This is a genomic window from Enterococcus sp. DIV0970a (assembly GCF_051711265.1).
In the GTDB taxonomy this organism is placed as follows: Bacteria; Bacillota; Bacilli; order Lactobacillales; family Enterococcaceae; genus Enterococcus_D; species Enterococcus_D casseliflavus.
Genome location: NZ_JBIOMF010000001.1, coordinates 2,419,086 through 2,441,000, shown reverse-complemented (window position 1 = coordinate 2,441,000; position 21,915 = coordinate 2,419,086). Strand labels below are relative to the sequence as shown.

General features: G+C 42.1%; 21 protein-coding genes and 1 tRNA gene. 11 read left to right on the top strand and 11 right to left on the bottom strand.

Translation table 11 applies throughout. The features are described from left to right. Window positions 1-18: 18 nt before the first annotated feature. Window positions 19-789: a Cof-type HAD-IIB family hydrolase gene (locus IGK14_RS11710; protein WP_010749706.1), complete on the bottom strand. Its 771-nt coding sequence runs from the start codon at window positions 787-789 to the stop codon at window positions 19-21. Between the two features lie 145 nt (window positions 790-934). On the opposite strand from IGK14_RS11710, the gene IGK14_RS11705 reads away from it, so the two are divergent. Genes IGK14_RS11705 through IGK14_RS11695 form a run of 3 tightly spaced genes read left to right on the top strand, consistent with a single transcriptional unit; the run spans window position 935 to window position 3,439 of the window. Next, on the top strand, window positions 935-1,285 hold the full coding sequence (locus IGK14_RS11705; RefSeq protein ID WP_010749705.1) for an SdpI family protein: 351 nt from the start codon (window positions 935-937) through the stop codon (window positions 1,283-1,285). Continuing rightward, window positions 1,266-1,979, top strand: a complete 714-nt coding sequence (locus tag IGK14_RS11700) for a response regulator transcription factor (protein WP_010749704.1) — start codon at window positions 1,266-1,268, stop codon at window positions 1,977-1,979. The genes IGK14_RS11705 and IGK14_RS11700 overlap by 20 nt, the downstream gene beginning before the upstream one ends. Continuing rightward, window positions 1,979-3,439 (top strand): sensor histidine kinase, encoded by a 1,461-nt coding sequence (locus IGK14_RS11695; RefSeq protein ID WP_005229120.1) that lies wholly within the window; start codon window positions 1,979-1,981, stop codon window positions 3,437-3,439. Before IGK14_RS11700 ends, IGK14_RS11695 begins: the two co-directional genes overlap by 1 nt. A 117-nt stretch (window positions 3,440-3,556) precedes the next feature. On the opposite strand, the gene IGK14_RS11690 is transcribed toward IGK14_RS11695, so the two are convergent. From IGK14_RS11690 to IGK14_RS11680, 3 genes are all read right to left on the bottom strand, one after another. After that, window positions 3,557-4,030, bottom strand: a complete 474-nt coding sequence (locus tag IGK14_RS11690; RefSeq protein ID WP_005229123.1) for a hypothetical protein — start codon at window positions 4,028-4,030, stop codon at window positions 3,557-3,559. After that, window positions 4,009-4,746 (bottom strand): hypothetical protein, encoded by a 738-nt coding sequence (locus IGK14_RS11685; RefSeq protein WP_010749703.1) that lies wholly within the window; start codon window positions 4,744-4,746, stop codon window positions 4,009-4,011. The genes IGK14_RS11690 and IGK14_RS11685 overlap by 22 nt, the downstream gene beginning before the upstream one ends. Before the next feature lie 181 nt (window positions 4,747-4,927). Further along, on the bottom strand, window positions 4,928-7,012 hold the full coding sequence (locus tag IGK14_RS11680) for an LTA synthase family protein (protein WP_051095406.1): 2,085 nt from the start codon (window positions 7,010-7,012) through the stop codon (window positions 4,928-4,930). A gap of 237 nt (window positions 7,013-7,249) precedes the next feature. On the opposite strand from IGK14_RS11680, the gene IGK14_RS11675 reads away from it, so the two are divergent. The 3 genes from IGK14_RS11675 to ybaK are packed head-to-tail and all read left to right on the top strand — an operon-like array spanning window position 7,250 to window position 9,719. Continuing rightward, the gene (locus tag IGK14_RS11675) at window positions 7,250-8,419 is read left to right on the top strand and encodes a class I SAM-dependent rRNA methyltransferase (protein WP_010749701.1); all 1,170 of its coding nucleotides are present in this window, start codon (window positions 7,250-7,252) and stop codon (window positions 8,417-8,419) included. A 5-nt stretch (window positions 8,420-8,424) separates the two neighbouring features. Then, a complete protein-coding gene (gene aroD / locus IGK14_RS11670; protein ID WP_010749700.1) occupies window positions 8,425-9,177 on the top strand; it encodes a type I 3-dehydroquinate dehydratase in 753 nt (250 codons plus the stop codon). Between the two features lie 50 nt (window positions 9,178-9,227). Continuing rightward, window positions 9,228-9,719, top strand: a complete 492-nt coding sequence (gene ybaK, locus IGK14_RS11665; RefSeq protein ID WP_010749699.1) for a Cys-tRNA(Pro) deacylase — start codon at window positions 9,228-9,230, stop codon at window positions 9,717-9,719. A gap of 55 nt (window positions 9,720-9,774) precedes the next feature. Here ybaK and IGK14_RS11660 read toward each other — a convergent pair whose 3' ends face one another. Together IGK14_RS11660 and IGK14_RS11655 are read right to left on the bottom strand one after the other, a co-directional pair. Then, entirely contained in the window at window positions 9,775-10,812 is a 1,038-nt protein-coding gene (locus tag IGK14_RS11660; protein WP_005237193.1) for a tagatose 1,6-diphosphate aldolase, read from the bottom strand. A 137-nt stretch (window positions 10,813-10,949) separates the two neighbouring features. After that, window positions 10,950-12,212 (bottom strand): NAD(P)/FAD-dependent oxidoreductase, encoded by a 1,263-nt coding sequence (locus tag IGK14_RS11655; protein ID WP_010749698.1) that lies wholly within the window; start codon window positions 12,210-12,212, stop codon window positions 10,950-10,952. Window positions 12,213-12,372: 160 nt separating this feature from the next. Here IGK14_RS11655 and gdhA point away from each other — a divergent pair, with 160 nt between their 5' ends. The 3 genes from gdhA to IGK14_RS11640 all read left to right on the top strand — a co-directional run bounded on the left by gdhA (window position 12,373) and on the right by IGK14_RS11640 (window position 15,743). Then, the gene (gene gdhA / locus IGK14_RS11650) at window positions 12,373-13,722 is read left to right on the top strand and encodes an NADP-specific glutamate dehydrogenase (protein ID WP_438712272.1); all 1,350 of its coding nucleotides are present in this window, start codon (window positions 12,373-12,375) and stop codon (window positions 13,720-13,722) included. Between the two features lie 102 nt (window positions 13,723-13,824). Then, on the top strand, window positions 13,825-15,171 hold the full coding sequence (locus IGK14_RS11645; RefSeq protein ID WP_005229134.1) for a glucose-6-phosphate isomerase: 1,347 nt from the start codon (window positions 13,825-13,827) through the stop codon (window positions 15,169-15,171). A 362-nt stretch (window positions 15,172-15,533) separates the two neighbouring features. Then, complete coding sequence (locus IGK14_RS11640; RefSeq protein WP_005237189.1) at window positions 15,534-15,743, top strand: hypothetical protein; 210 nt, start codon at window positions 15,534-15,536, stop codon at window positions 15,741-15,743. Window positions 15,744-15,804: 61 nt separating this feature from the next. On the opposite strand, the gene IGK14_RS11635 is transcribed toward IGK14_RS11640, so the two are convergent. From IGK14_RS11635 to IGK14_RS11620, 4 genes are all read right to left on the bottom strand, one after another. Continuing rightward, complete coding sequence (locus tag IGK14_RS11635; protein ID WP_010749696.1) at window positions 15,805-17,607, bottom strand: glycerophosphoryl diester phosphodiesterase membrane domain-containing protein; 1,803 nt, start codon at window positions 17,605-17,607, stop codon at window positions 15,805-15,807. Between the two features lie 172 nt (window positions 17,608-17,779). Then, window positions 17,780-18,379 carry a TVP38/TMEM64 family protein gene (locus IGK14_RS11630; RefSeq protein ID WP_005229140.1) on the bottom strand — a complete coding sequence of 200 codons (600 nt, stop codon included), beginning with the start codon at window positions 18,377-18,379 and terminating at the stop codon, window positions 17,780-17,782. 188 nt (window positions 18,380-18,567) lie between these two features. Next, the gene (locus IGK14_RS11625; RefSeq protein WP_010749695.1) at window positions 18,568-19,038 is read right to left on the bottom strand and encodes a threonine/serine exporter family protein; all 471 of its coding nucleotides are present in this window, start codon (window positions 19,036-19,038) and stop codon (window positions 18,568-18,570) included. Next, entirely contained in the window at window positions 19,035-19,793 is a 759-nt protein-coding gene (locus IGK14_RS11620) for a threonine/serine exporter family protein (RefSeq protein ID WP_010749694.1), read from the bottom strand. Before IGK14_RS11620 ends, IGK14_RS11625 begins: the two co-directional genes overlap by 4 nt. A gap of 278 nt (window positions 19,794-20,071) precedes the next feature. On the opposite strand from IGK14_RS11620, the gene IGK14_RS11615 reads away from it, so the two are divergent. Both IGK14_RS11615 and IGK14_RS11610 read left to right on the top strand, forming a co-directional pair. Continuing rightward, window positions 20,072-20,638, top strand: a complete 567-nt coding sequence (locus IGK14_RS11615; RefSeq protein ID WP_010749693.1) for a TetR/AcrR family transcriptional regulator — start codon at window positions 20,072-20,074, stop codon at window positions 20,636-20,638. An 84-nt stretch (window positions 20,639-20,722) separates the two neighbouring features. Next, a tRNA-Ser gene (locus IGK14_RS11610) sits at window positions 20,723-20,810 on the top strand. 214 nt (window positions 20,811-21,024) lie between these two features. Here IGK14_RS11610 and IGK14_RS11605 read toward each other — a convergent pair. Further along, window positions 21,025-21,684, bottom strand: a complete 660-nt coding sequence (locus tag IGK14_RS11605) for an Ltp family lipoprotein (protein ID WP_010749665.1) — start codon at window positions 21,682-21,684, stop codon at window positions 21,025-21,027. Window positions 21,685-21,915 lie beyond the last annotated feature (231 nt).

The window sequence follows — 21,915 nt, the reverse complement described above, 5'->3', positions numbered from 1 at the left end:
TTGCCTGTATGCAAAGAATCAGATTAAGTCAAAGTGTTTCAGGGCGTGCACGATCCCGCCTTCGGTATTTTTCAGGGTCACGAAGTCTGCCAACTCTTTCAACTCTTGAATTCCATTTCCCATTGCAATTTTGTGGTCGCAGGCTTCTAAAAGAGCGAAGTCGTTGCTGCCGTCACCAAAGCCGAAGGTAGGTACATCTTCTAGACCCAACAATTCTACCAAGGTTTTTACGCCCGTCCCTTTAGAGGTGCCAGATTTTACGACATCGATGGAAAAGGGGGTATTACGATAAAAAGTTAATTCTGGAAAACGCTCATGATAATAAGCATCGTTGCCGACACCTAAAACCAACAACATATTGGTCCGATCTGTTTCATAATGCAGAGGATCGATTTCTGGTAAAGGGCTGCGGACATAGTTGTACGCACCAATCATTTCCTCGGTATGTCCAGTCGCCCAATAGCCTTTCTCATTGTAATAGCACAGTTCATCACCATTGTCTTTGACTGCTTGGAACATCCGTGCGCAAAGTTCAGGTTCAAGGGTATCGGAAAAAACTTCTTTGCCGTCAATACGGATAAAGGCGCCGTTCATGACGATGTTCGAGGTGATCCCAGCTGCTTCACGAATGGCGGTAACTTCAGGTTCGGTTCTTCCTGTTGCAATGATCGGCAGTACTTGGTTTTTTCGCAACATCGTCATTGCTTCAGCGATTTCGGATGTGATTTGCGAGTGTTCATCTAAAAGCGTACCGTCAAGATCAAAAAAAGTTAATGCTTTATAGGTCATGTATCTTACTCCTAAGGTTTATAGTCATAGTCCACTCACAATCTTATCAAAGATTGAAAAAAAGGCAAACCTTTATGAATAATCGGTGAAGTTGTTGGTAGAAGAAAGAAATTCGAGTATACTATAGGAAGAATGGAGTGAAACGATGATTTTTTTAGTAATTGGCATCATTTTTTTCTTGATTGGTCTCACTTTTTTTCTTTTTCCATCAAAAAAAATGAACCTTATTTATGGCTACCGTTCCTATTTAGCAAAACAAAATGAACGCAACTGGCGGCATGCTCAGAAACTATGCGCCCGTTATTTTCTGCTTTTTGGCGGAATCATGGCGCTCATTGGGTTTGTCTTGAAATGGCAAGAATGGACCAATTTTTTCCTAGTTGAAATGATCGCGATCCCTTGGTTCATCGTGCCGATCTTTGGCCTGATCGAAGAGAATCTGCAACGATTTGATAAAGAACATAGAGGTGAAGAAAATGAATATATTAATGATTGAAGACAACGAATCTGTTTCTGAAATGATGCAAATGTTTTTCTTGAATGAAGGATGGGAAGCGGCTTTTAAGTACGACGGCAAAGAAGGACTGGAAGCCTTTGCTGCTGAACCAGACAAATGGGACATGATCACCCTTGACTTGAACCTTCCTTCCATGGATGGCATGATGGTGGCGCGAGAAATTCGCAAAATCTCCAGTACAGTACCTATTATTATGTTGACGGCCCGTGATTCAGAAAGCGATCAAGTCATCGGGTTGGAGATGGGGGCAGATGACTATGTGACGAAACCTTTTAGTCCACTGACCTTGATCGCGCGGATCAAAGCCTTACACCGCCGAAGTGAGTTGGTTGAAAAAACAACGCCTGAAGCTTCCGATGCAACTTTTGATGTTGTGACCGATCATTTCAAAATGAACACAAAAACACGGGAAGCCTATTTAAATGGCAAACCCATCGATGGGTTGACGCCGAAGGAATTTGATTTGCTTTATACGTTAGCGAAAAAACCGCGGCAAGTCTTTTCACGAGAGCAATTGTTAGAACTAGTTTGGGATTACCAATATTTTGGTGATGAACGGACGGTTGATGCGCACATCAAAAAACTAAGACAAAAAATAGAAAAAGTGGGACCTCAGATCATTCAAACCGTCTGGGGTGTGGGGTATAAATTTGACGATGCAGGTGCTGCTTAATGCGCTACTTGTATCAACAGCTGATTGCGTTTTTTGTTGTGATCTTCGTGATTTTGATGACGATTGGTATTGCGTTTACACAAATGACGCGCCAAACATTACAAGAACGAAATTATGAGCAGTTAATGGGGTATGCTTCGTCGGTCGCGACGATTTCGCAAATCAGCGATTCAGAATATTTGCAGCAAAATATGACGCGAGATGGCTATCTGCAATATTCTCTGCATTTGGCTGAAAATATTTTGAGCAACCAAGACATTTCTTTTGCTTTCTTTAAAAGCCCCGATGACATCATTTATCCATTAGATACGACTCGTGCGGTAGATTTTCCAATTTCTGAAAAAGACTGGCAATCCTTAGAAAACGGGGCGCGTCTGCAACTGACATCACCCACGAATCTATATGGGGAAAAAGAACTGACTTCCTATGTTTTGATTCCTTTTTCTGTCAACCGAACGGATTTTTACGGGGTGATGGTGGTTTCGCAATCAGCAAGCAGCATCTTGAATCTTGTCAGTGCTTTTAACCAAAACTTGTTTAAAGTATGTTTGATCTCGATCGTCGTTTCCTTATTGATCAGTTACCTATTTGCTACGTTCCAAGTAAGGCGGATCAATCGCATGAAACGAGCAACCAAGGAGATCACCAATGGCAATTTTGATATCTTCTTGCCAGTGCATAATCGGGATGAATTTGATGAGTTAGCCGAAGATTTTAATTTAATGACGAAATCCTTAAAAGAGTCGCAAGAGGAAATTGAACGACAAGAAGAACGTCGTCGACAATTTATGGCAGACGCTTCGCATGAGATGCGTACGCCTTTGACGACCATCAATGGCTTATTGGAAGGGTTAGAGTACAACGCGATTCCTGAAAATCAAAAGGACAATGCGATCCGCTTGATGAAAAATGAAACCAATCGCTTAATTCGGTTAGTCAACGAAAACCTTGACTACGAGAAAATCCGAACCAATCAAATCTCGATGGTCATCAAAAAATTCGATGCAACGCAAACCATCAAAAATCTGCTGACGCAACTTGAGAGCAAGGCAGAAATCGCCAAAGATGTGTTGATTTTAGAAACAACAGAGCCAATTGACGTCTATGCCGACTACGATCGTTTCGTCCAAATCATGGTCAATATTTTACAAAATGCGATCCAGTTTACGGAAGATGGAGAAATTCGGGTTCGAATCGAAAAAGGCTACTTGGAAACGATCATCGAAATCAGTGATACGGGAATCGGCATGTCTGAAGAACAAGTCAAGAATATTTGGGATCGTTATTACAAAGTCGATCCTTCCCGTAAAAACCGTCAATTTGGTGAATCAGGTTTGGGCCTATCGATCGTTGAACAGCTCGTACGCCTGCACAAAGGAAAGATCAGTGTAGAAAGTGAACTTGGCAAAGGCACGACGTTTAAAATCTCTTTTCCTGATATCGACTTAAATGAAGAATAGCAATCGACCGGCAGCAATTCGCTTAGCCGGTCGATTTTTTTTGCGGTTCAGTGGCAGCAGTCCAAACAAAAAGACCTGCTTTTGCAAGCAAGCCTTCTTGTTTGGGGGCTATGTAAACTATAGATAAGTAGTATAAGGGGTATGGGCAAAGCATTCGTCTTCATGAATCAAATAGATGGCAACAGCAAATTGTTCGGCGATTTCTTGACACAAGGGCAACAGGGTTTGAACCTCGTTCGTTGTTAATGTGCTCAAGACATTTTCGATTAAAAGGGTTTCTCTTTCTGAAAGCAAAGCTAAGAGCAGTTGAATTTTGAGCTCCTCAAAGGGTGTTAACTCTGTTCGATCTTTTTTCAAAGCCGATAAGGGAAGCTGTACATAAGGCAGCACTTCCTCTAAATCGCCCCCTTTTTTATTTGCAAGAGATACATTGTCCATGACTGATAAAAAGGGGACGGAGGGCCACTGTGCGCGAATCAAGATTGCTTTTTTTTGTGAAAGCAGCAAACTTAATTCAGATGTTTTTGTTTCATTGTCTTTCGCAACATAAAAGAAACCAATTGATTTCGTTAGCTGAGTTGGTTTTTCCATTGTTTTTTCCTCCAATACAGACTATGTCCGCTAGCAATCAGACCAGTAAAGCTGGTAACAGCGGCAATCAATACGATAAGTGTGTGGCGCGTACTTTCAAATAAAATAGCCAGCCAGGTGGTGCTGTTCAAGTCAACATTTTGGACAAGAATTTGACTGTTTTGTGGGATCGTAATGGCGAATTCTTGACCAGGAAGACTTTGAACAGCCTCCCAAAAGTGATCCGAAGCACGCTCACGATCAAGAGCGATGATATGCCCGCTAAGCAATTCTCGCTGGAAATAAGGCTGGAAGAGCAGCAATAACACAAAGGCGGTCACGGCAGCTGCTAAAAGCGGCAAGAGCATTTCAAGCAACTGCATCGCCACCCATTGTCTGGTGGTGGCACCACTTGCTAACCAGGCAGTGTATTCTGAGCGTTTCGATAATTGGTAATAAACTTGAAAGCCGATAAAGACCAGTGTAAAGGCGCTAAAAATCAAATAGAACAGTTGATGATAGATCGTCGTGACTGGTTGGATCTCTTCCGCTACTTTCGTTTGCAAATCTTCTGTTGTTAAGAGATCTCTGGTTTGAGCGATCACTTGATCCATTGAGTAGATCAAAGCGAAGGTCACGATCAAGCCAATCACGGCAAAGAAGGATACAAGCGTATAAAGCACCATGGCTTTTTTATGATAAAATATGCTGGCAATCGCAAAATGTATAGTTTTCATCTAGTTCACCTCATCCTATTTCATAGTATAAAAGGGGAGTTTGAATAAAGTATGAAGTTCTTGTAGTAAAATATCGAAGCTAAAAAAGCAATAGAAAAAATCGGGTTTTTACGAACAAAACAGCCGAAAAAAATCCAGCAAAGCATCCGCCTTGCTGGATCGATCTTGTAGTACTTATAGGTTATTCTCCGCTATCTTGTTCCGTCATCTGCTGGTATTCTTGGAAGGTTTTTGTTTGGTACAGATCGACGGTCGATTGATTGCCGTTTTGAGAAAAGGCGCTGGTTGAATCACTGCCTAGATTCTGTTCGATAGCCATCATTTGCTGAAGGGCGTCTTTGTAATTATAGGTCGAAGGATCGACTTCTTCTAAACCGCTCTTCGCATAGAAACGTAAGAGATCACCATTGTTGATCTGATCAGAAACCGACAGCTGTTTGTCAACTTTGGCTTTCCACTCATCGACTTTCGCTTGCAGTTCATCGGATGGATCGTTGATCGGCATGCCGGTACGATTGTCATACAATGTACTGCTATAGTAAGTGTAGTCTGGTGTCACAAAGTCGCCATCGCGGAAGGCAACCAGTTGTTCATTTTGATCAGAGAATAAATCTTGTCCCAATTGAATATAGTTCGATGTATCTACACCGAGTAAGTGCAAGAGGGTTGGCAACGCATCAACTTGGCCACCATACGTATGATTGATGCCGCCGTTTGATTGTCCTGGAATATGGATCATATAAGGGACACGTTGCAATGAAGCATTGTCAAAGTTTGTCCAAGTCGAACTTGTTTTTCCAAGCAATTCTGCTAAGTTGCGGTTCCGAGAATTGGAAATTCCGTAATGGTCACCATATAAAACGATGACTGAGTTTTCGTACAAGCCGCTTTCTTTCAAGTAATTAAAGAACTCTTCTACGGCTTTATCTAAATAATTCGCGGTTGCGAAATACCCATTGATCGTTTGATCAGAAGTGTTCGCTAGCGGGAAGCCGCCTTCTTCATTGGTAAATTCAGAATATGGGTAGTGGTTAGAAACTGCAATGAATTTTGAATAGAACGGTTGTTGCAGACGTTCTAAGTATTGTACCGATTGTTCAAAGAACGGTTTGTCATGTAAACCGTATTGGAATGAATTTTCATCATTGACATCATAATACGATGCGTCGAAGAAATAATCATAGCCAAACCGTTTGTAGGTTTCATTTCGGTTCCAGAAGGTACCCGTATTTCCGTGGAAAACCGCACTGGTATAGCCTTGGGTTTGACCTAAAATATCTGGCGCTGCCTCAAAGGTATTTTTCCCACCCAGTTGAGTGAATAATGCCCCCTGATTCAATCCGAACAAGGAATTTTCGAATAACGTTTCCGCATCACTGGTCTTCCCAGCTTTTACTTGATGGAAGAAATTATCGAAACTAAAGGTGCTATCGCTATGATACAAACTATTGATAAATGGCATGACTTCATGTTCAACACCATTTTCATCTTTTAATTTATAATCGATCAAGAATTGCTGAACACTTTCTAAGTGAATATAAATGACGTTCTTGCCTTTTGCGATACCGAACAGATCATCATTCGGTTCCGCGTAATGTTCTCTGACATAGCTTTCTACTTCGTTCATGTCGTTGGGACTCGCTTCGGCACGTACTTGCGAAGCTTGATAGGTTTGCACGCCATCATAAACCGTAAAGGCGTTGATCCCAAGGTATTTCACTAAATAGTCACGAGAAAACGTTCGAGTAAGCAATTCAGGACGGTCCGCTTCTGCTAAGAAAAGATTGGCAGAAAAGACCATGACAGCTAAGGTTGAAATCGCAAAAGCCATCCGTGCCCGCACAGGACGAGTGTCCATTTTGATTTTTTTCATTGAAAAGGCTGCGATCAGCACGATAAAGTCAATGAAATACAACACATCGTAGGGACGGAACAAGCGAATTGCGCTTTCTCCTAGACCACTTGCCACTTTTCCTACACCAAGCATCGTGTTGATGGTGATAAAGTCAGTGAATTCTCGATAGTACGAAACATTGGAGAACAACAGCAGAGTCATCAAGAAATAAATCACAAGCATCGTGATATAAGCTGCTTTGGTTCTTCTTACGTACAATGCGATCGATAGCAGCAACAAAGTCGTTGCTATCGGATTGATGAATAAGATGAAGTACTGAATGCTGCTTTCAATACCTAGGTGGAAGTCCACCATATAGGCAAAGATATTTTTTAGCCAAAATAATAGGGCTAATAGGAAAAAAAAGCCCATTCTTGTATTCACAAAGGTGGATACTTTATTTTTTTTCAAAGGAATCGTCCTCTCTTTTTCCAGTATAACCGGTAAATTACGATTTTACATCACAGTACATTTTACTAGGCTGTGAAAGACGTGTCAAATGAATTCCTTGTCATGACGCGGAATTAAGTATTTCTTTACTTTCAAGGATACAGACAATACAGTCGCTTTTTGCTATACTAAAATGGAGAATGAATGGAGCAGATGAACATGAAAATAAAACTAACGAAGCAAGGATCAGCGAAGCTTCGCAAAAAGAATCCGTTGATCCAAAGAGAAGATCTTCAACAAGCAATCGAGACGAAGGAGTGGGTCACCTTTATTGATCAGGCCAACCATTTCTTAGGTGTCGGCTATCTTGGGGAACAAAATAAAGGGATCGGATGGGTCGTATCCTTTGAAGAAACAGTGATCGACCAAGCATTCTTTGCGCAACGCTTTGCGAAAGCAAAAGGCAAACGCATTGCTTACTATCAAGATGACCTGACAGATGCCTTTCGTCTGTTTAATGGCGAGGGGGATCAATTGGGGGGACTTACCGTAGATTTGTATGGCGAGTATGTCGTTTTTTCTTGGTACAATGCCACCCTTTATCAACATAAAAAAGCGATCGTGGCGGCTTTTCGTCAAATATTTCCCGAGATCAAAGGGGCTTATGAAAAAATCCGCTTTACGTCTGAACTGCCTGAATCAGCATGGGTCTATGGAAAAACGGCACCTGAACCCTTACTGGTGAAGGAAAATGGCGTCACGTATGCGACGTATTTGAACGAAGGACTAATGACGGGCATCTTTTTGGATCAAAAAGAAGTTCGTGGGCAACTTGTTGATGGCTTGGCAGCTGGCAAGACGGTTTTAAATATGTTCAGTTATACGGGGGCGTTTTCTGTCGCTGCTGCTGTCGGTGGCGCTGCTCAAACAACGAGCGTCGATTTGGCAAAACGCAGTCTAGAAAAGACCCGCGAACAATTTGCAGTCAACGGCATTGATCCAGATACCCAGCGTATCCATGTCATGGATGTTTTCAATTACTTCAATTATGCCAGCAAAAAAGATTTGCGCTTTGATGTGATCGTTTTAGATCCGCCGAGTTTTGCCCGCAACAAGAAAAAGGTCTTCTCGGTTGCGAAAAATTATGGCGACTTAGTCACTGATAGTTTGGCGATTTTAGCGCCTGATGGCTTGTTGATCGCCTCAACGAATGCGGCCAATCTTTCACCGAGGAAGTTTCAAGAAATGATCGAAGCATCCTTAGAGAAAGCACACGTTGCTTATGAATGTATTCAAAGTTATCGTCTACCAGCTGATTTTGCGGTAGATAAGCATTTTTCCGAAGGGAACTATCTGAAAGTATTCTTTTATCAAATGAAAAAGGAGTGAAGTAGATGAGCCGATCAAAACCAGTAACGTTAGACGGGAAAACACCGTTGATTTGTGTGCCATTGATTGGGAAAACCAATGAAGAGATCTTGAAACAAGCCATTGCTGCTGAGGAATCAGAGGCACAGATCGTCGAATGGCGTGTTGATCATTACAAACATGTCGAAGACCAGCAAGCTGTCTTAGATGCGTTATCACATATTCGCACGACATTGAAGCACAAAGAGCTGCTCTTAACTTTTCGAACCTTGGAAGAAGGGGGCGAGCGGGCGTTCACATTGACCCAGTACAAAGAATTGTGTTTAGCTGCTGCTGATTCAGGCTTGATCGATTGGATCGATGTCGAATTAGAGAAAGCTGAATTTTTAGGTCGAGCCTTTATTCAAGAAATCAAAAAGGCACAGGTAAAGCTGATATTGAGCAATCATGATTTTGAGAAAACGCCAGAAGATGCTGTGTTGATTTTAAAGATCGGCGTAATGAATCAATTTGGTGCCGATGTTGGTAAGTTAGCGATGATGCCCAAGCAAGTCCAAGATGTTTTGCGTTTGATGGGGATCATTACTAAAGCGCGTGGCTTCAACCAACTGCCGTTGGCGATCATGTCGATGGGGGAGCTGGGGAAAATCAGCCGGGTTAGTGGGGCATTGACTGGTTCGGTCTTTACTTTTGCTTCGTTGCAAGGTGCTTCAGCACCTGGACAAATACCGATCGAACGAATGACCAACTACTTACAAGAATTTTCACTCAATGAGTAAGACCAGCCAAGGCCTTCTCTTAAAAGAAACCAAAACAAAAGAGGGATAAAATGGCGAAGAAGAAACAAAAAACCAATGCGATCCGTCAAGTAGAACAACAGAAAATCGCTTATAACGAATACACCTATGAGTGGTCGGAAGACCATCTCGATGCGCAATCCGTCGCTGTGCAACTAGCACGCCCGCAAGCCATCTACAAAACGCTGGTGGCAGTGGGCAACAAAACAGGTCCGCTGGTGGCTGTGATTCCTGGAAACAGAGAAGTGGATCTGAAAAAGTTAGCCAAAGTCAGTGGAAACAAAAAAGTAGAGATGCTGCATCTGAGAGATTTAGAAGAAACGACTGGCTACATTCGCGGCGGCTGTTCGCCGATCGGGATGAAAAAGCTCTTTCCTACTTATATTGATCATAAGGCAGAGACACTGGAAGAAATCGTGGTTTCTGCAGGAAAGCGCGGGTTGCAGATGGGGCTTGCCCCACAAGCGTTGCAACAATTGACTAGGGCGGTCTTTGCCGATTTGTTGGCACCTGAACACGAATAAAAAATCCCCGTGAACCATCTTGAAATGCCGTTCACGGGGATTATTTTGTACTATTTTATTCCATTACTTCAATATCGAAAACCTCAATATTTTCTAAACCACCATAAAAGTCAAACCATGGAGTGGCATATTGTTTTAGAATGGCGTTTAATTCTTCAACATTTTCTTTCCCTTGGGTGTCCAGCCATTCCAGTAATGCTTTGGCGCCTTGCTTCCCATAGATTTCCACACTATCGCGCCAAGTTGCTCGTCCACCTAAGATTCCTGAGAATTTAGCACCATGTTGACCAGCAAAGGTCAATTCATCGCGAAAGACATTCGCTGGGACACCCGCACTCAAATAGATAAATGGTCGCGTCGCAGCGTCACTAGCTTCTTTGAAGTAATTGGCGGCTTCTTCTTGCGTATAGACGGCCTCTAAGCCTTCTTTTTGGAAACCTTCAACTAAGTCGAACTGAACCGGTACTTCGACTTTCAAAATATCGATATGGTAGTGATCTTTCGTCAGTTCCTGAATGGTTCGGATGACCTTGCTCGGTTTGATCTTGGCAAAAGCAGGTGATTTGTCATCTGTGATCTCATCGTCGTAAACGATTGGCTCTACAAATAACGGAATATCGGCCGCTTGTGCCTCCGTACCTAAACGTTCTAAAAACGCATGTTTGGTATCTAAAATCTCTTGCGGTTCATCTGGATTATAATAAACCAAGACTTTTGCAGCATCTGCCCCTTTTTTCACTAAGCGCTGCAGCGATTCATTGGGTAGAATTTCTGGCAAACGACCCGGCGTATTGACATCATACCCTGTTTTTTCATAGGAAAGGATCAAGCCAGCGTTGGGATTCTTTGCTTCGATCCCTAAGAAGCCATATTCCTCGTCTAACAAAATACTGCTGACATATTTGGTCAATTCTTGGGAAACCAACTGCTTGAATTCATAAATGTGTTCCATCGTAAAGTCATCCGGTCCAGTTGCCGCCTTCATCATTTTTTTCATGGAACCACGTTGGTCGATCGCTAGTGCGGCAATCACACCATCCTCATTTGAAAGTTTTTGCATTCGTTCAAATTTACCTCTTGAAATTCGTTTCATTAAAAAAACCTCCCTCGATCTTGCTATCTTTAGTCTACGCCTACTTTGAGAAAAACCCAACTAATAAGCAAAAAGAGAGGAGACCCAGGTGTTGGTAGCAACGGCAAGGATATTGCTGCCAACACCTGGGTCATCGATCAATAACTGAAATAACTAGCTGTTTCTGCTGCGTTTTTCCCTGAAACATGTCCAGTACAAAACGCTGCTGTAATGTTGAAACCACCTGTATACCCATTGATATCCAATAATTCACCAGCAAAATACAAGCCGTTGATTTTCTTGCTCTCCATGGTTTTTGGATTGATTTCTTTCAGATGGACCCCGCCACCAGTCACGAAAGACTTTTCTAACGGGAACGTGCGAACGATAGTGACTGAAAAGCCTTTGATCAAGGAAGCGAGCGCAGCCAACTGTTCTGGTGAGGCTTTTTCAGCAACCAGCTCATGCAGGTCTAGCTGCTGCAAAAAGAAGGTCATCAAGCGCTCAGGCAAAAAGCCAGCTAAAGCATTCGGCAATTGTTTCTTCGAAGCCGCAGACTGAATCAATTCCTGGGTCAAGGCTTCATGGGATTTTGCTGGCAGACAATCCAGAACAACCGTCACGGGTTGTTGCTTTTTCAATTCTTGGTTCACAAAAGAGGAACAGCGTAAAGCAGCTGGACCAGATAACCCAAAGTGGGTAAACAAAAGATCCATGGTATGGGCGACGATGGGCTTTCCTTTTTGATCCAAGACACTCAACGTGATGTCTTGCAAGGAAATGCCTTGCAACGTCCGCTCTTGAATAAAGGAGTCTTCTGAAACAAGCGGCGATTCGGTTGGATAAAGTGGCGTAATGGTATGGCCGACTTTTTTTGCCATCTTATAGCCGTCCCCCGTTGCGCCCGTGGAAGGATAGGTGCGGCCACCTGTCGTCAAAATCACACTAGGGGCAGAGAACTCATCGGTTTCGGTTCGCACGCCGCGAATTTGACTGCCGTCATGGATCAGCTTTGTGACGACCGTGTTCGTCAATAGGGTGACGTGATGATCGTTGATTGCTTGAAGCAACGCTTCGACGATGGTTTTTGATTTGTTCGTCACAGGGAACATCCGTCCGTGGTCTTCTTCTTTTAAGACGACACCTAAGTCTGCGAAAAACGCCATTACATCATAATTATTGAATTGAGAAAACGTGCTATACAAAAACTTGCCGTTTCCTGGAATATGAGCAACTAAATCATCTACCGGCCGATTATTGGTTACATTGCAGCGTCCGCCGCCAGTCATCAATAATTTCTTGCCGATTTTTTTGTTTTTTTCGATTAATAACACCCGCGCACCTTGTTTGGCAGCAGTGATCGCAGCCATCATGCCGCTCGTACCTGCACCAACAACAATGACATCATAGGTTTTTTCCATTCTTTTCACCTCTTTGGGATTGTAACACATCGGCTATGAGTGCTGAAAGGATTGGTCGATTTTTTTCGAATAATAAAAAATTCTGACAATTCTAAAAAAAAGCGTGCAATTTCAGAAAATTTCTTTAAAATAGAAAATATCTTAAAGGAGGTAATGCACTATGACCAAAGCTTCAGCTTACGTGAAAGAAATTCAAGCGAAGATTCATGAGAAAGACCAACACCAACCGGAATTTCTTCAAGCAATTGATGAATTTTTGCCTACGATCGTTCCCTTTTTAGAGGAGCATCCAGAATATATTGAATCAAATATCCTTGCACTCTTAACTGAACCAGAACGTTTTATCCAATTCAGAGTCCCGTGGCAAGATGATCAAGGCAACTGGCAAGTAAACCGTGGCTATCGGATTCAATTCAACTCGGCAATGGGGCCTTACAAAGGCGGCTTGCGTTTTCACCCAAGTGTAAACTTGAGTATCTTGAAGTTTTTGGCGTTTGAGCAAATCTTCAAAAACAGCTTGACAGGTCTGCCGATCGGCGGCGGCAAAGGCGGAAGTGATTTTGATCCAAAAGGCAAATCAGATGCCGAAGTGATGCGTTTTTGCCAAAGCTTTATGACGGAGCTGTCAAAACATATCGGACCTGACTTAGATGTTCCAGCTGGCGACATTGGTGTCGGAGGCCGAGAAATCGGCTATTTGTTTGGTGCCTACAAACGATTGAAGCAATACGATGCTGGTATTTTAACTGGTAAGCCATTAGACTTCTGGGGCAGTAAAAACCGCACAGAAGCAACGGGTTATGGCGCCGTTTATTTCGTTAAGCATTTATTGACAGACCTAGGTGAAACCTTTGCAGGCAAAAAAGCGATCGTTTCTGGAAGCGGCAATGTTGCGATCTATGCAATTGAGAAATTGCAAGAATTAGGTGCGATCCCTGTCACGTGTTCTGATTCCTCTGGTTTTATCTATGACAAAGACGGCATTGATCTGGCCTTGTTAAAAGAGATCAAAGAAGTGAAGCGTGAACGGTTGACGGCTTACGCCAAGGAACGTCTATCAGCCGAATATCATGAAGGGGCATCTGTCTGGGATTTTGATACACCAGCGGAATTAGCCTTTCCTTGCGCGACCCAAAACGAGATTGATCTCTCACAAGCCAAACGTGCAAAAGCCAATGGTGTCCGGGTCGTTTCTGAAGGCGCGAATATGCCTAGCTCATTAGAAGCAGCAGAATATTTTATTGAAGAAGGAATTTTCTACTGCCCAGGAAAAGCAGCCAATGCTGGCGGCGTAGCCGTTTCTGCGTTAGAAATGAGTCAAAACTCCCAACGACTGCAATGGGAAAAAGCTGAAGTCGATGCCAAATTGGACGATATCATGAAGTCGATCTATGAAGCATGCCGTGATACTGCTGAAACCTTCGATCAAAAAAATAATTTTATGTTAGGTGCGAACGTCGCAGGCTTTGAAAAAGTTGCTAAAGCAATGTTTGCTCAAGGACTTGTCTAAAATCACCCAACAGGCTACCTATCAGGAATTACTTGAAAAAAGTTGAAAAAAAACGTAAAGTAGGTAGTGTATGAAAAACTATTTTTTCAAGGAGGACAAATCATGTCACACATCAAGTTTGACTATTCGAAAGTAGCACCATTCGTGAACGAATACGAATTGAGCTACATGCAAAGTCAAGTTACAGCAGCAGACAAACAATTACGCGAAGGAACAGGTGCTGGTAGCGACTTTTTAGGTTGGATCGACCTTCCTAAAAACTATGACAAAGATGAATTTGCGCGTATCAAAAAAGCGGCTGAAAAAATTCAATCTGATTCTGAAGTATTAGTCGTGATCGGGATCGGCGGATCTTATTTAGGAGCGAAAGCAGCGATTGATTTCTTAAATCACTCTTTCTTTAACTTGCTACCAAATGAAGAACGCAAAGCACCACAAATCTTTTTTGCAGGTAATTCGATTTCTTCAACATACTTAGCAGATTTGATCGAAATCATCGGTGACCGTGACTTCTCTGTGAATGTGATCTCAAAATCAGGAACAACTACTGAGCCAGCGATCGCTTTTCGTGTTTTCAAAGAACGTTTGATTGAAAAATACGGCAAAGAAGAAGCCAACAAACGGATCTACGCAACAACGGATAAAGCGAAAGGTGCAGTAAAAGTTGAAGCAGATGCTGAAAACTGGGAAACCTTTGTGATTCCAGATGACGTCGGCGGCCGTTTCTCTGTATTGACTGCTGTTGGTTTATTGCCAATCGCTGCCAGCGGAGCAGATATCGATGCCTTGATGCAAGGGGCAGCAGATGCTAGCGATGCTTACGCAAGTGACGACCTTGAAAAAAATGAAGCGTATCAATATGCAGCAATGCGTAACATCCTTTATCGCAAAGGCAAAGTAACCGAATTGCTGATCAACTACGAACCAGGCATGCAATACTTCTCAGAATGGTGGAAACAATTATTCGGCGAGTCTGAAGGAAAAGACCAAAAAGGGATCTATCCTTCAAGCGCAAACTTCTCAACAGATTTGCATTCTCTTGGTCAATACATCCAAGAAGGCCGTCGCAATATCTTTGAAACTGTCGTAAAAGTTGAAAAACCACGCAAATCAATTGCGATCCCTACACAAGAAGCAGATCTTGATGGTCTTGGCTACTTAGAAGGAAAAGAAGTTGATTTTGTTAATACGAAAGCTTTTGAAGGAACGTTACTTGCCCATACAGATGGGGATGTACCTAATCTGTTAGTAAAAATTCCTACAATGGATGCGTACACGTTAGGTTACACGATGTACTTCTTTGAGATCGCTGTAGGTATCTCTGGTTACTTAAACGGGGTGAACCCATTTGACCAACCAGGGGTTGAAGCGTACAAGAAAAACATGTTCGCCTTACTTGGCAAACCAGGTTTCGAAGATCTTGCAAAAGAATTGAACGAACGTTTATAATTCGACAAAGAAACGCCTTGTGCCAGTTCTGATTGGCACAAGGCGTTGTTTTATTTTCGCGTTTGTTGTGTTACTCGATAGTTGATCCAAAAAATCAGCAGTCTTCTTTTAATCCCCAAAGCAACGCAGCAGACAATAGTCCAAAGATACAGGTTTGAATAATTGGCATTTGACTCATCTCCTTTTGATTTTCTTTAGTATAGAATGATTTTTAAGAAGTAGCACGAACAAACCAGTGCGTTTGAACGAACGAAACTGTCATTTCTTGGTGACAAATGCGTGATAAATTGAAATAAAACGTTTTCAATTTGATGCTTTTTTGTTATTATATCTTTATGAAAGAAAACGGTTGAGGTGAGGATATGGAGAATATTACGATCGGTGAAAAATATGTCTGCCAACCTGTCGGGGCGAGCAAGCCTGTGATCGGTGTGGTGGAAAAACTATACGTACATACGGCGTTGATCGTCGTTTCAAGTTATGAAGAAGAAGATCAAGCACAAGTAGAAGCTTGTAATCGTCGGATGATCGTCAGTTTCAATAAAATTTGTACGCAAACGAACGTTGCCTAACCAACTAGCAAAAAATGCTGCTCAACGGATCACCGTGAGCAGCATTTTTCTTTGTGTGAGATCAGCCAACGCCAATCACGAAATTCAATAGTTTGTCTGAATAAGTCATATCTTCTTCCGACAAACTCAACTCTTCATTTAAAATCCCCATTTGGTCAGTAATGATCCCGTCTACACCGTAAAAACGCATTCGGCTGATAGTATCCGCATCATTGGGGGTCCAAACGAACACTTCCTTGCCATCGGTCCGGGCAGAAGCGATGAAGTTGCGGTTGATCGTACTGTATTCCATTGTCAGAAAGTCGGCACTGGTCAGTGGCGGCCCTACGACATTGAAAGGCATGATGTATCCCGACGTCAATTCAGGCGCCTTCTCTTTTAATTCTTCAACAACTGTATGGGAGAGACTTTGCATAATATGCCCATTTGCAACTAAATCCTCTTGGTATCGTTCTAAGAAGGCATCTACGAGTGCCGCAGTATCTTTTTGTTGGGTTTTGATCTCCACCAGTAATTTTTGGTCCAACTGATTGGCAAGCGCCAAGTACTCGTCAAAAGTTGGAATACGGGCTGTCTGGTTGTTTTCTGAAACCGTCAGTGATTCGGCGTAACTCAAGGGCAATTGCTCGGGTTTTCCTTTGCCGCCTGTCAAAGGCCGGTAAGAAAAATCATGGTAGACAATAAAATGACCATCACTTGTTTGCTGGACGTCCATTTCCACGTAGTCCGGCTGATATTTCTCACTAGTAAAACGTAACGCTTCAAGGGAATTTTGGACCCCTTGTCCGTCGCTTACCCCTCGATGGGAGATCGTTACCGGATGGATCGAAGCAGCTGAGGTCAGATAGTTCATATTATACAGACTAACCCCAACACCAAAAAGTACCGTGACCAAGGTAAACAAGGAACTTTTCAGTCCTAGAAAATGTCGCTGGTTCAATGGTTCTTGGTGGAACCACGAAGGGATCTCTGGTAAAAAGCCTTCATCATCCATGAAATCAACGATGATGTAAAAAATAGCCACGGTCGATAAAATGACATTCAGTAACAAAATAAACTGCAAGAAAGTCATAATAAAAACAGCACTATACAACGCATAGTCCGGTGTAACAACTTCAATCACCGCTTGAAGGGTAATCAGCAGCGTGAAGCCCAGAGTCGTGATCAATAAGATACTACCACCGATAAAGACAAATTGACCAACGATGGCAAAAAAACGGCGTTTTGTTACTTGGAGGCTTTCTTTGATCGCTTTTCGAAAGGGCAGATCACGTAAAATCATTTCCGGTAAGGCAAAGATCACGCGAATCCCCAAGTAAATCAACAAAACATAAACCAAAAGCACTGCCCCGATGATCAAGACACGATTGGCAAAAATAAAGTCCATGATAAAAGCAGGGATTTTGATTTTTGCGAGTAAATCCGAATTAAAACTCAATCCACCGATGGGTAAAATCAGTAAGAAGTAAAAAAGGAAAAATAAAAAGGTCATCGGCCGTAATTTGCGCAATTGCAAAATAGTCATTCGTAACAATTGCCGCAAGCTGATGGGCTGCTTCTTTTTGATAAAATAGACACTCAGCAGCAAGAAAGTAAATTCAAAAAAGACGGCTAATAAGATCAAAAGCAAAATCAGGGTTAATGAGAGCAACACAACAGGGTGATCTGTAAAGATACTACCGATATTATCGAAAGAAAGGTAAGGCAAGCCGCCGCGCTTTAAGACGAACTTGGTGGAAGCCGATAATATCGGGATCACTAAGAACAACAAGGCACCGTGCATCAATAAAACATCACGGAAGTAGGCATTGCTGTCTTTCAAAAAATCCCAAGTGTTGACTAAGCTGTTTTTTAAATAATTCATGGTCGTCATCCTAACAAAAGTAAGTATTTTGGTTCCTATTTATTCTAAAAAGGCGGAAAAAAAGAGTCGAACAGTTTCAGAAGCACATTCGCCACAGGTATAGATCCCTGTATGAAAAGCAGCTCCTTCATGTTCGGCTCAATGAATTGATCGTTTTTCTTACCTATTTTTCTTATCCGCCTAACAAACCAGTTAAGAATGTTCCACCATAAATCAAAGCCATGCTGTACAAGAAAATTGAAGCAGGTTTTGCCAACAAAATAATCAGCGTAAATTTCTTCACTGTCATGTTGGTCAAGCCAGCCATTAGACAAAGGGCATCATCTGGGGCGACTGGTAGAAAGATTGCAAGGGCGAAAAGTTTTTCAAATCGGCTTTGGTTATCTAACCAGCCAATATATTTATCGTAAGTTTTGTCACTGATCATACTTAAAATGAATGGTTTACCGTATCGTCGGCCTAGCAGGAAAATAATGACAGAACCAATACTGATTCCTACATAGTTATAAACGAATCCTAGATAAGGACCGAAAATCAAGACACCTGCAGCGCTGGAGACACCACCGGGAATGATCGGGATCACTACTTGCAAGATCTGCAAAAGGATAAAGACGATTGGTCCTAAGATAACGGAATTTCCAACTAGACCTCGCAGTGCATTAATGTCTTTGAAAACACCTAGATTGATAAAATAGATCGTTAATGCGATAGATAAACCTAAGCCAATAATAGAAATCGTATTAATGATACGACGAGAAGTTGCTATGCTCACAGGACTTCATCTCCTTTATGTTTCATAATCCCACTATACGGGGTGAGACCAGAAAAATCCAGTAAAACAAATGACAAACGTCAAACAGTTTTGTAAGGTATGCCTTTATTATAAAAGAAGTCCGAAAAGAAAACATTGTACTAAAGTCTGAAATAAGAAAAATTTATAGTTTCTGCGCACCAATAGTTTCAGGAGATTTTTTTATCTGAGGGCTGTTTTTTCGTTCGCTTCATTTGCCAACGATTAACGATCTTTTCAACCACACTCGTCATCATGAAGCCTCCAGCGATCGCCCCAGCGGTGATGACAACGATCATCAGATTTTCAAAGCCGACAAAGTTGTCGCCCAAAGCGAATTCTCGAACGGCTTTGTAGGCAGGACCACCCGGTACGAGAGGAACGAGGCTAGGAATGTTAAAAATGATCATGGGCATTTTTTTTCTGCGGGAAAAAAAGATGCTGACGCAACCGACGGCAAATGCGGCTAAGAAGTTGGCGCTGCCTAGACCGTAGCCAATCGTTTTCAATGACCAATAGATCATCCAGCCAACCGTTCCAGCAATGCCTGTTGCAACTAAGGCTCTTTTAGGAATATTGGTTAAGATACCAAAGGTCACGGTGCTTAAAAAGCTAAAGGAAAGGTGAATAAAAATCGTCATGAGATCCCTCCAAATAAGGTGAAGACCGTGGCGATGCCAACACCGATCGCGGCAGCTGTGAAAATAGCTTCAGTTCCCCGAGCAGTCCCACTGATGAGATGGCCTGCCAAAATATCCCGAAAGGAATTGGTGATCGCTACACCAGGAACTAAGGGCATGACGGCACCGATAATCAAATTATCGACGTTTTGTGCGACATGAAGAGAGACCGCTAGAAGAGACAAAGTACCGATCAGTAAAGAGGCGCAAAACATATCCAAAAAGCGGATATCGATGACTTTTTTGACCCAATAGGCGCATAAAAATCCCAGACAGCCAATGACAAACGTTGCTAGAAAATCAAACCAAGCACCGCCGAAAATAATCATTAAAGTACTGCTGACCACGCCCGCACTAAACACCTGCAGCCAGTAAGGAAAACTTGGTGTCGTTGGATTGACCTTTTTTAATGCCTCGTGCAGTTCCACTAACGAGATTTTTTTTTCAGCATAGGCACGAGACAATCCGTTGACGGCAACAATTTTTTCGAGATTGATGACTCGATCATGAACATTTTCTACTTGTGCATAGTGGCTACTGCGTAAGCCCATAAAAAGTCCAGTTGCTGTTACATAACTAATGCTGCCTTGCTCTCCGGCATTTGCTGCAATTCGATTCATTGTATCTTCCACTCGATAGACTTCCGAGCCGTTTTCCATCATGATTTTTCCTGCCAACAAACAGGTCTCCAATAATAGCTCTTTTGATTCAGCCATTTCCAAACTCCTTTTTCAATCGAATTTGCGCACTACATTCTTAGTGTACAATTTCAGCGAGTTTTCAACAAGGAAGAAAAGTAGATTTGAAAAATAACTAGCAGCCAATGCGTAGGATTTTTTGTGATAAATGAAAGGAGAAGCACTTCTCTTTATTAGTAAACATTCGTTTTTAATGAACAAAGTGAATAGAAATAAGATAACGGATGGAGTGTTTTATTTTAAAAAAATGAATATCTCGGTTACAATTAAATAAATAAAAAAAGGGGGATTTATTGATGCGAAGGAAGGTCTATACAAGAGAGCACATTTTGAAGGCCGCTTATGAACTGATCAATAGAGAAGGTTTTGGCAATTTTACGGCCCGGAATATCGCTAAGCACATGGGAATTTCTACTCAACCGATTTATCTTGAGTTCGAAAATATGCAGGACTTAAAAAATACCTTGGTGGAGGCTGTTTTCAAAGATCTATCGGAAAATGTTTTTCCAGTTGTTCGAACAGGAGACAAACTTGTTGATTTAGGCCTGAATTATATACGCTTCGCTCAAGAGCAGCACAATCTCTACATCGCCCTTTTTATCGACGACTATGGCGGTGGGAAATTGATGCATGATTTTTCATCGACCTATTTCAAATCCTTGATCAAATCAGAAGAAAAATATGCGGATCTTTCAGAAGATGCGGTAAATGCACTACATAATGGCGCATGGATCGTTGTTACTGGTTTGGCTTCCTTAATGTCGGCGGGTATCATCACACCCACCGATGACCAGATCATCAAAATCATCAACGAGACTATTGAAGGCGTAATCGAAAAGAAAGATAGCTACATCTTCGATTAAAGAACAAAAAATCTGCATCCCATTACTTATTGGGTGCAGATTTTTCTTGACATTTTTAATAAAACTAGCGAAAATAACTGTTATGGAGAGTTGGCAGAGTGGTAATGCAGCGGACTCGAAATCCGCCGACCCGGTTCATCCCGGCGCGCAGGTTCAAATCCTGTACTCTCCTTATATCAACGCTTTGGAGCGTTTAGCCTATCTTTCGAGATAGGCTTTTTTGTTTGTTGTGGGCAGAAAAATGGGCAGAGAAGCTAACTGACTGCCGAGTTTGCTCGATGACCATCTGAAAAAACCTCAGCTTACACTCAATCGGGAAATCAACAGAAATGTACGCCAATTCGCTGGACCCTTTTTTCTTGTGGTGTGGCAACAAACGAAAAGAATCAATCGGGCAAACTCGCTAAGGCGTATTCAATTTGTTCAGAAGTAAAGCCTTCAAAGGAAAGTTGGTTCGCTACACGCTCATCTGATAAGGATAAATTTTGCGAGTAGCGAATTGCTTTTCTTAAAGCTTGCTCGTTCCAATCGGCATCCACGGTGGCTACGGCAAAGTCTGCTGCGCTCTCAGAAAAATCTTCATAGAGTAATTGACGTTTCAAGCTCGACTGAGAAAACGCATTGCTGGATAAGTATCTTTCTGCACGATTCAGTGCATTTCTTTCTTCACGAGAAAGTTCAGGTGTATGTTGCTCGTTGTTCGCGGGTTCTTCTTGTTGTGCGCTACTTGCTTCGTTGTTGCCAGTTTTTTGTTCTCCTTGTGGTTGTTCCATGGAAGCAGCGGCATCGCCAAAGGATTCGCTTTGCCTTGATTCGTTACGTAAAGAAAGGCTTAATTGTGCAGTGATGCTATCGAAAGATGTCACATCTTGGTAGAAGGACAAGCCACCATAAGAAAACAAGGCAATAAAAGCGGAAGCGACAATGATCAAAACGTTTCGATCTCGTTTGTTTTTTTGAGTTATCAACCCAATATAAAATAAGATAATGCCAAAAATGAAACCGATCAAACCGATAAAAAACAAACCAGCAAAAAATGTAGCCATAAGCATCCCCCCTAATAAAACAGTTTCCTAAAGTTAATAGTACTATGTCTGGAATCAGAAAACAGATTTGTCTTTTCATGAATAGAGGAAAAGAATGATTTGACAAATGTAACGTGTATGCTATTAATGGATCATTCATATGTATTAAAGAAGTGACGCTCAAGAATTACTGGTAAAATCGCTAGTAAACGAAATGAAAGTACAGTTGTATCAGTAGGAGGGAAGAGGATA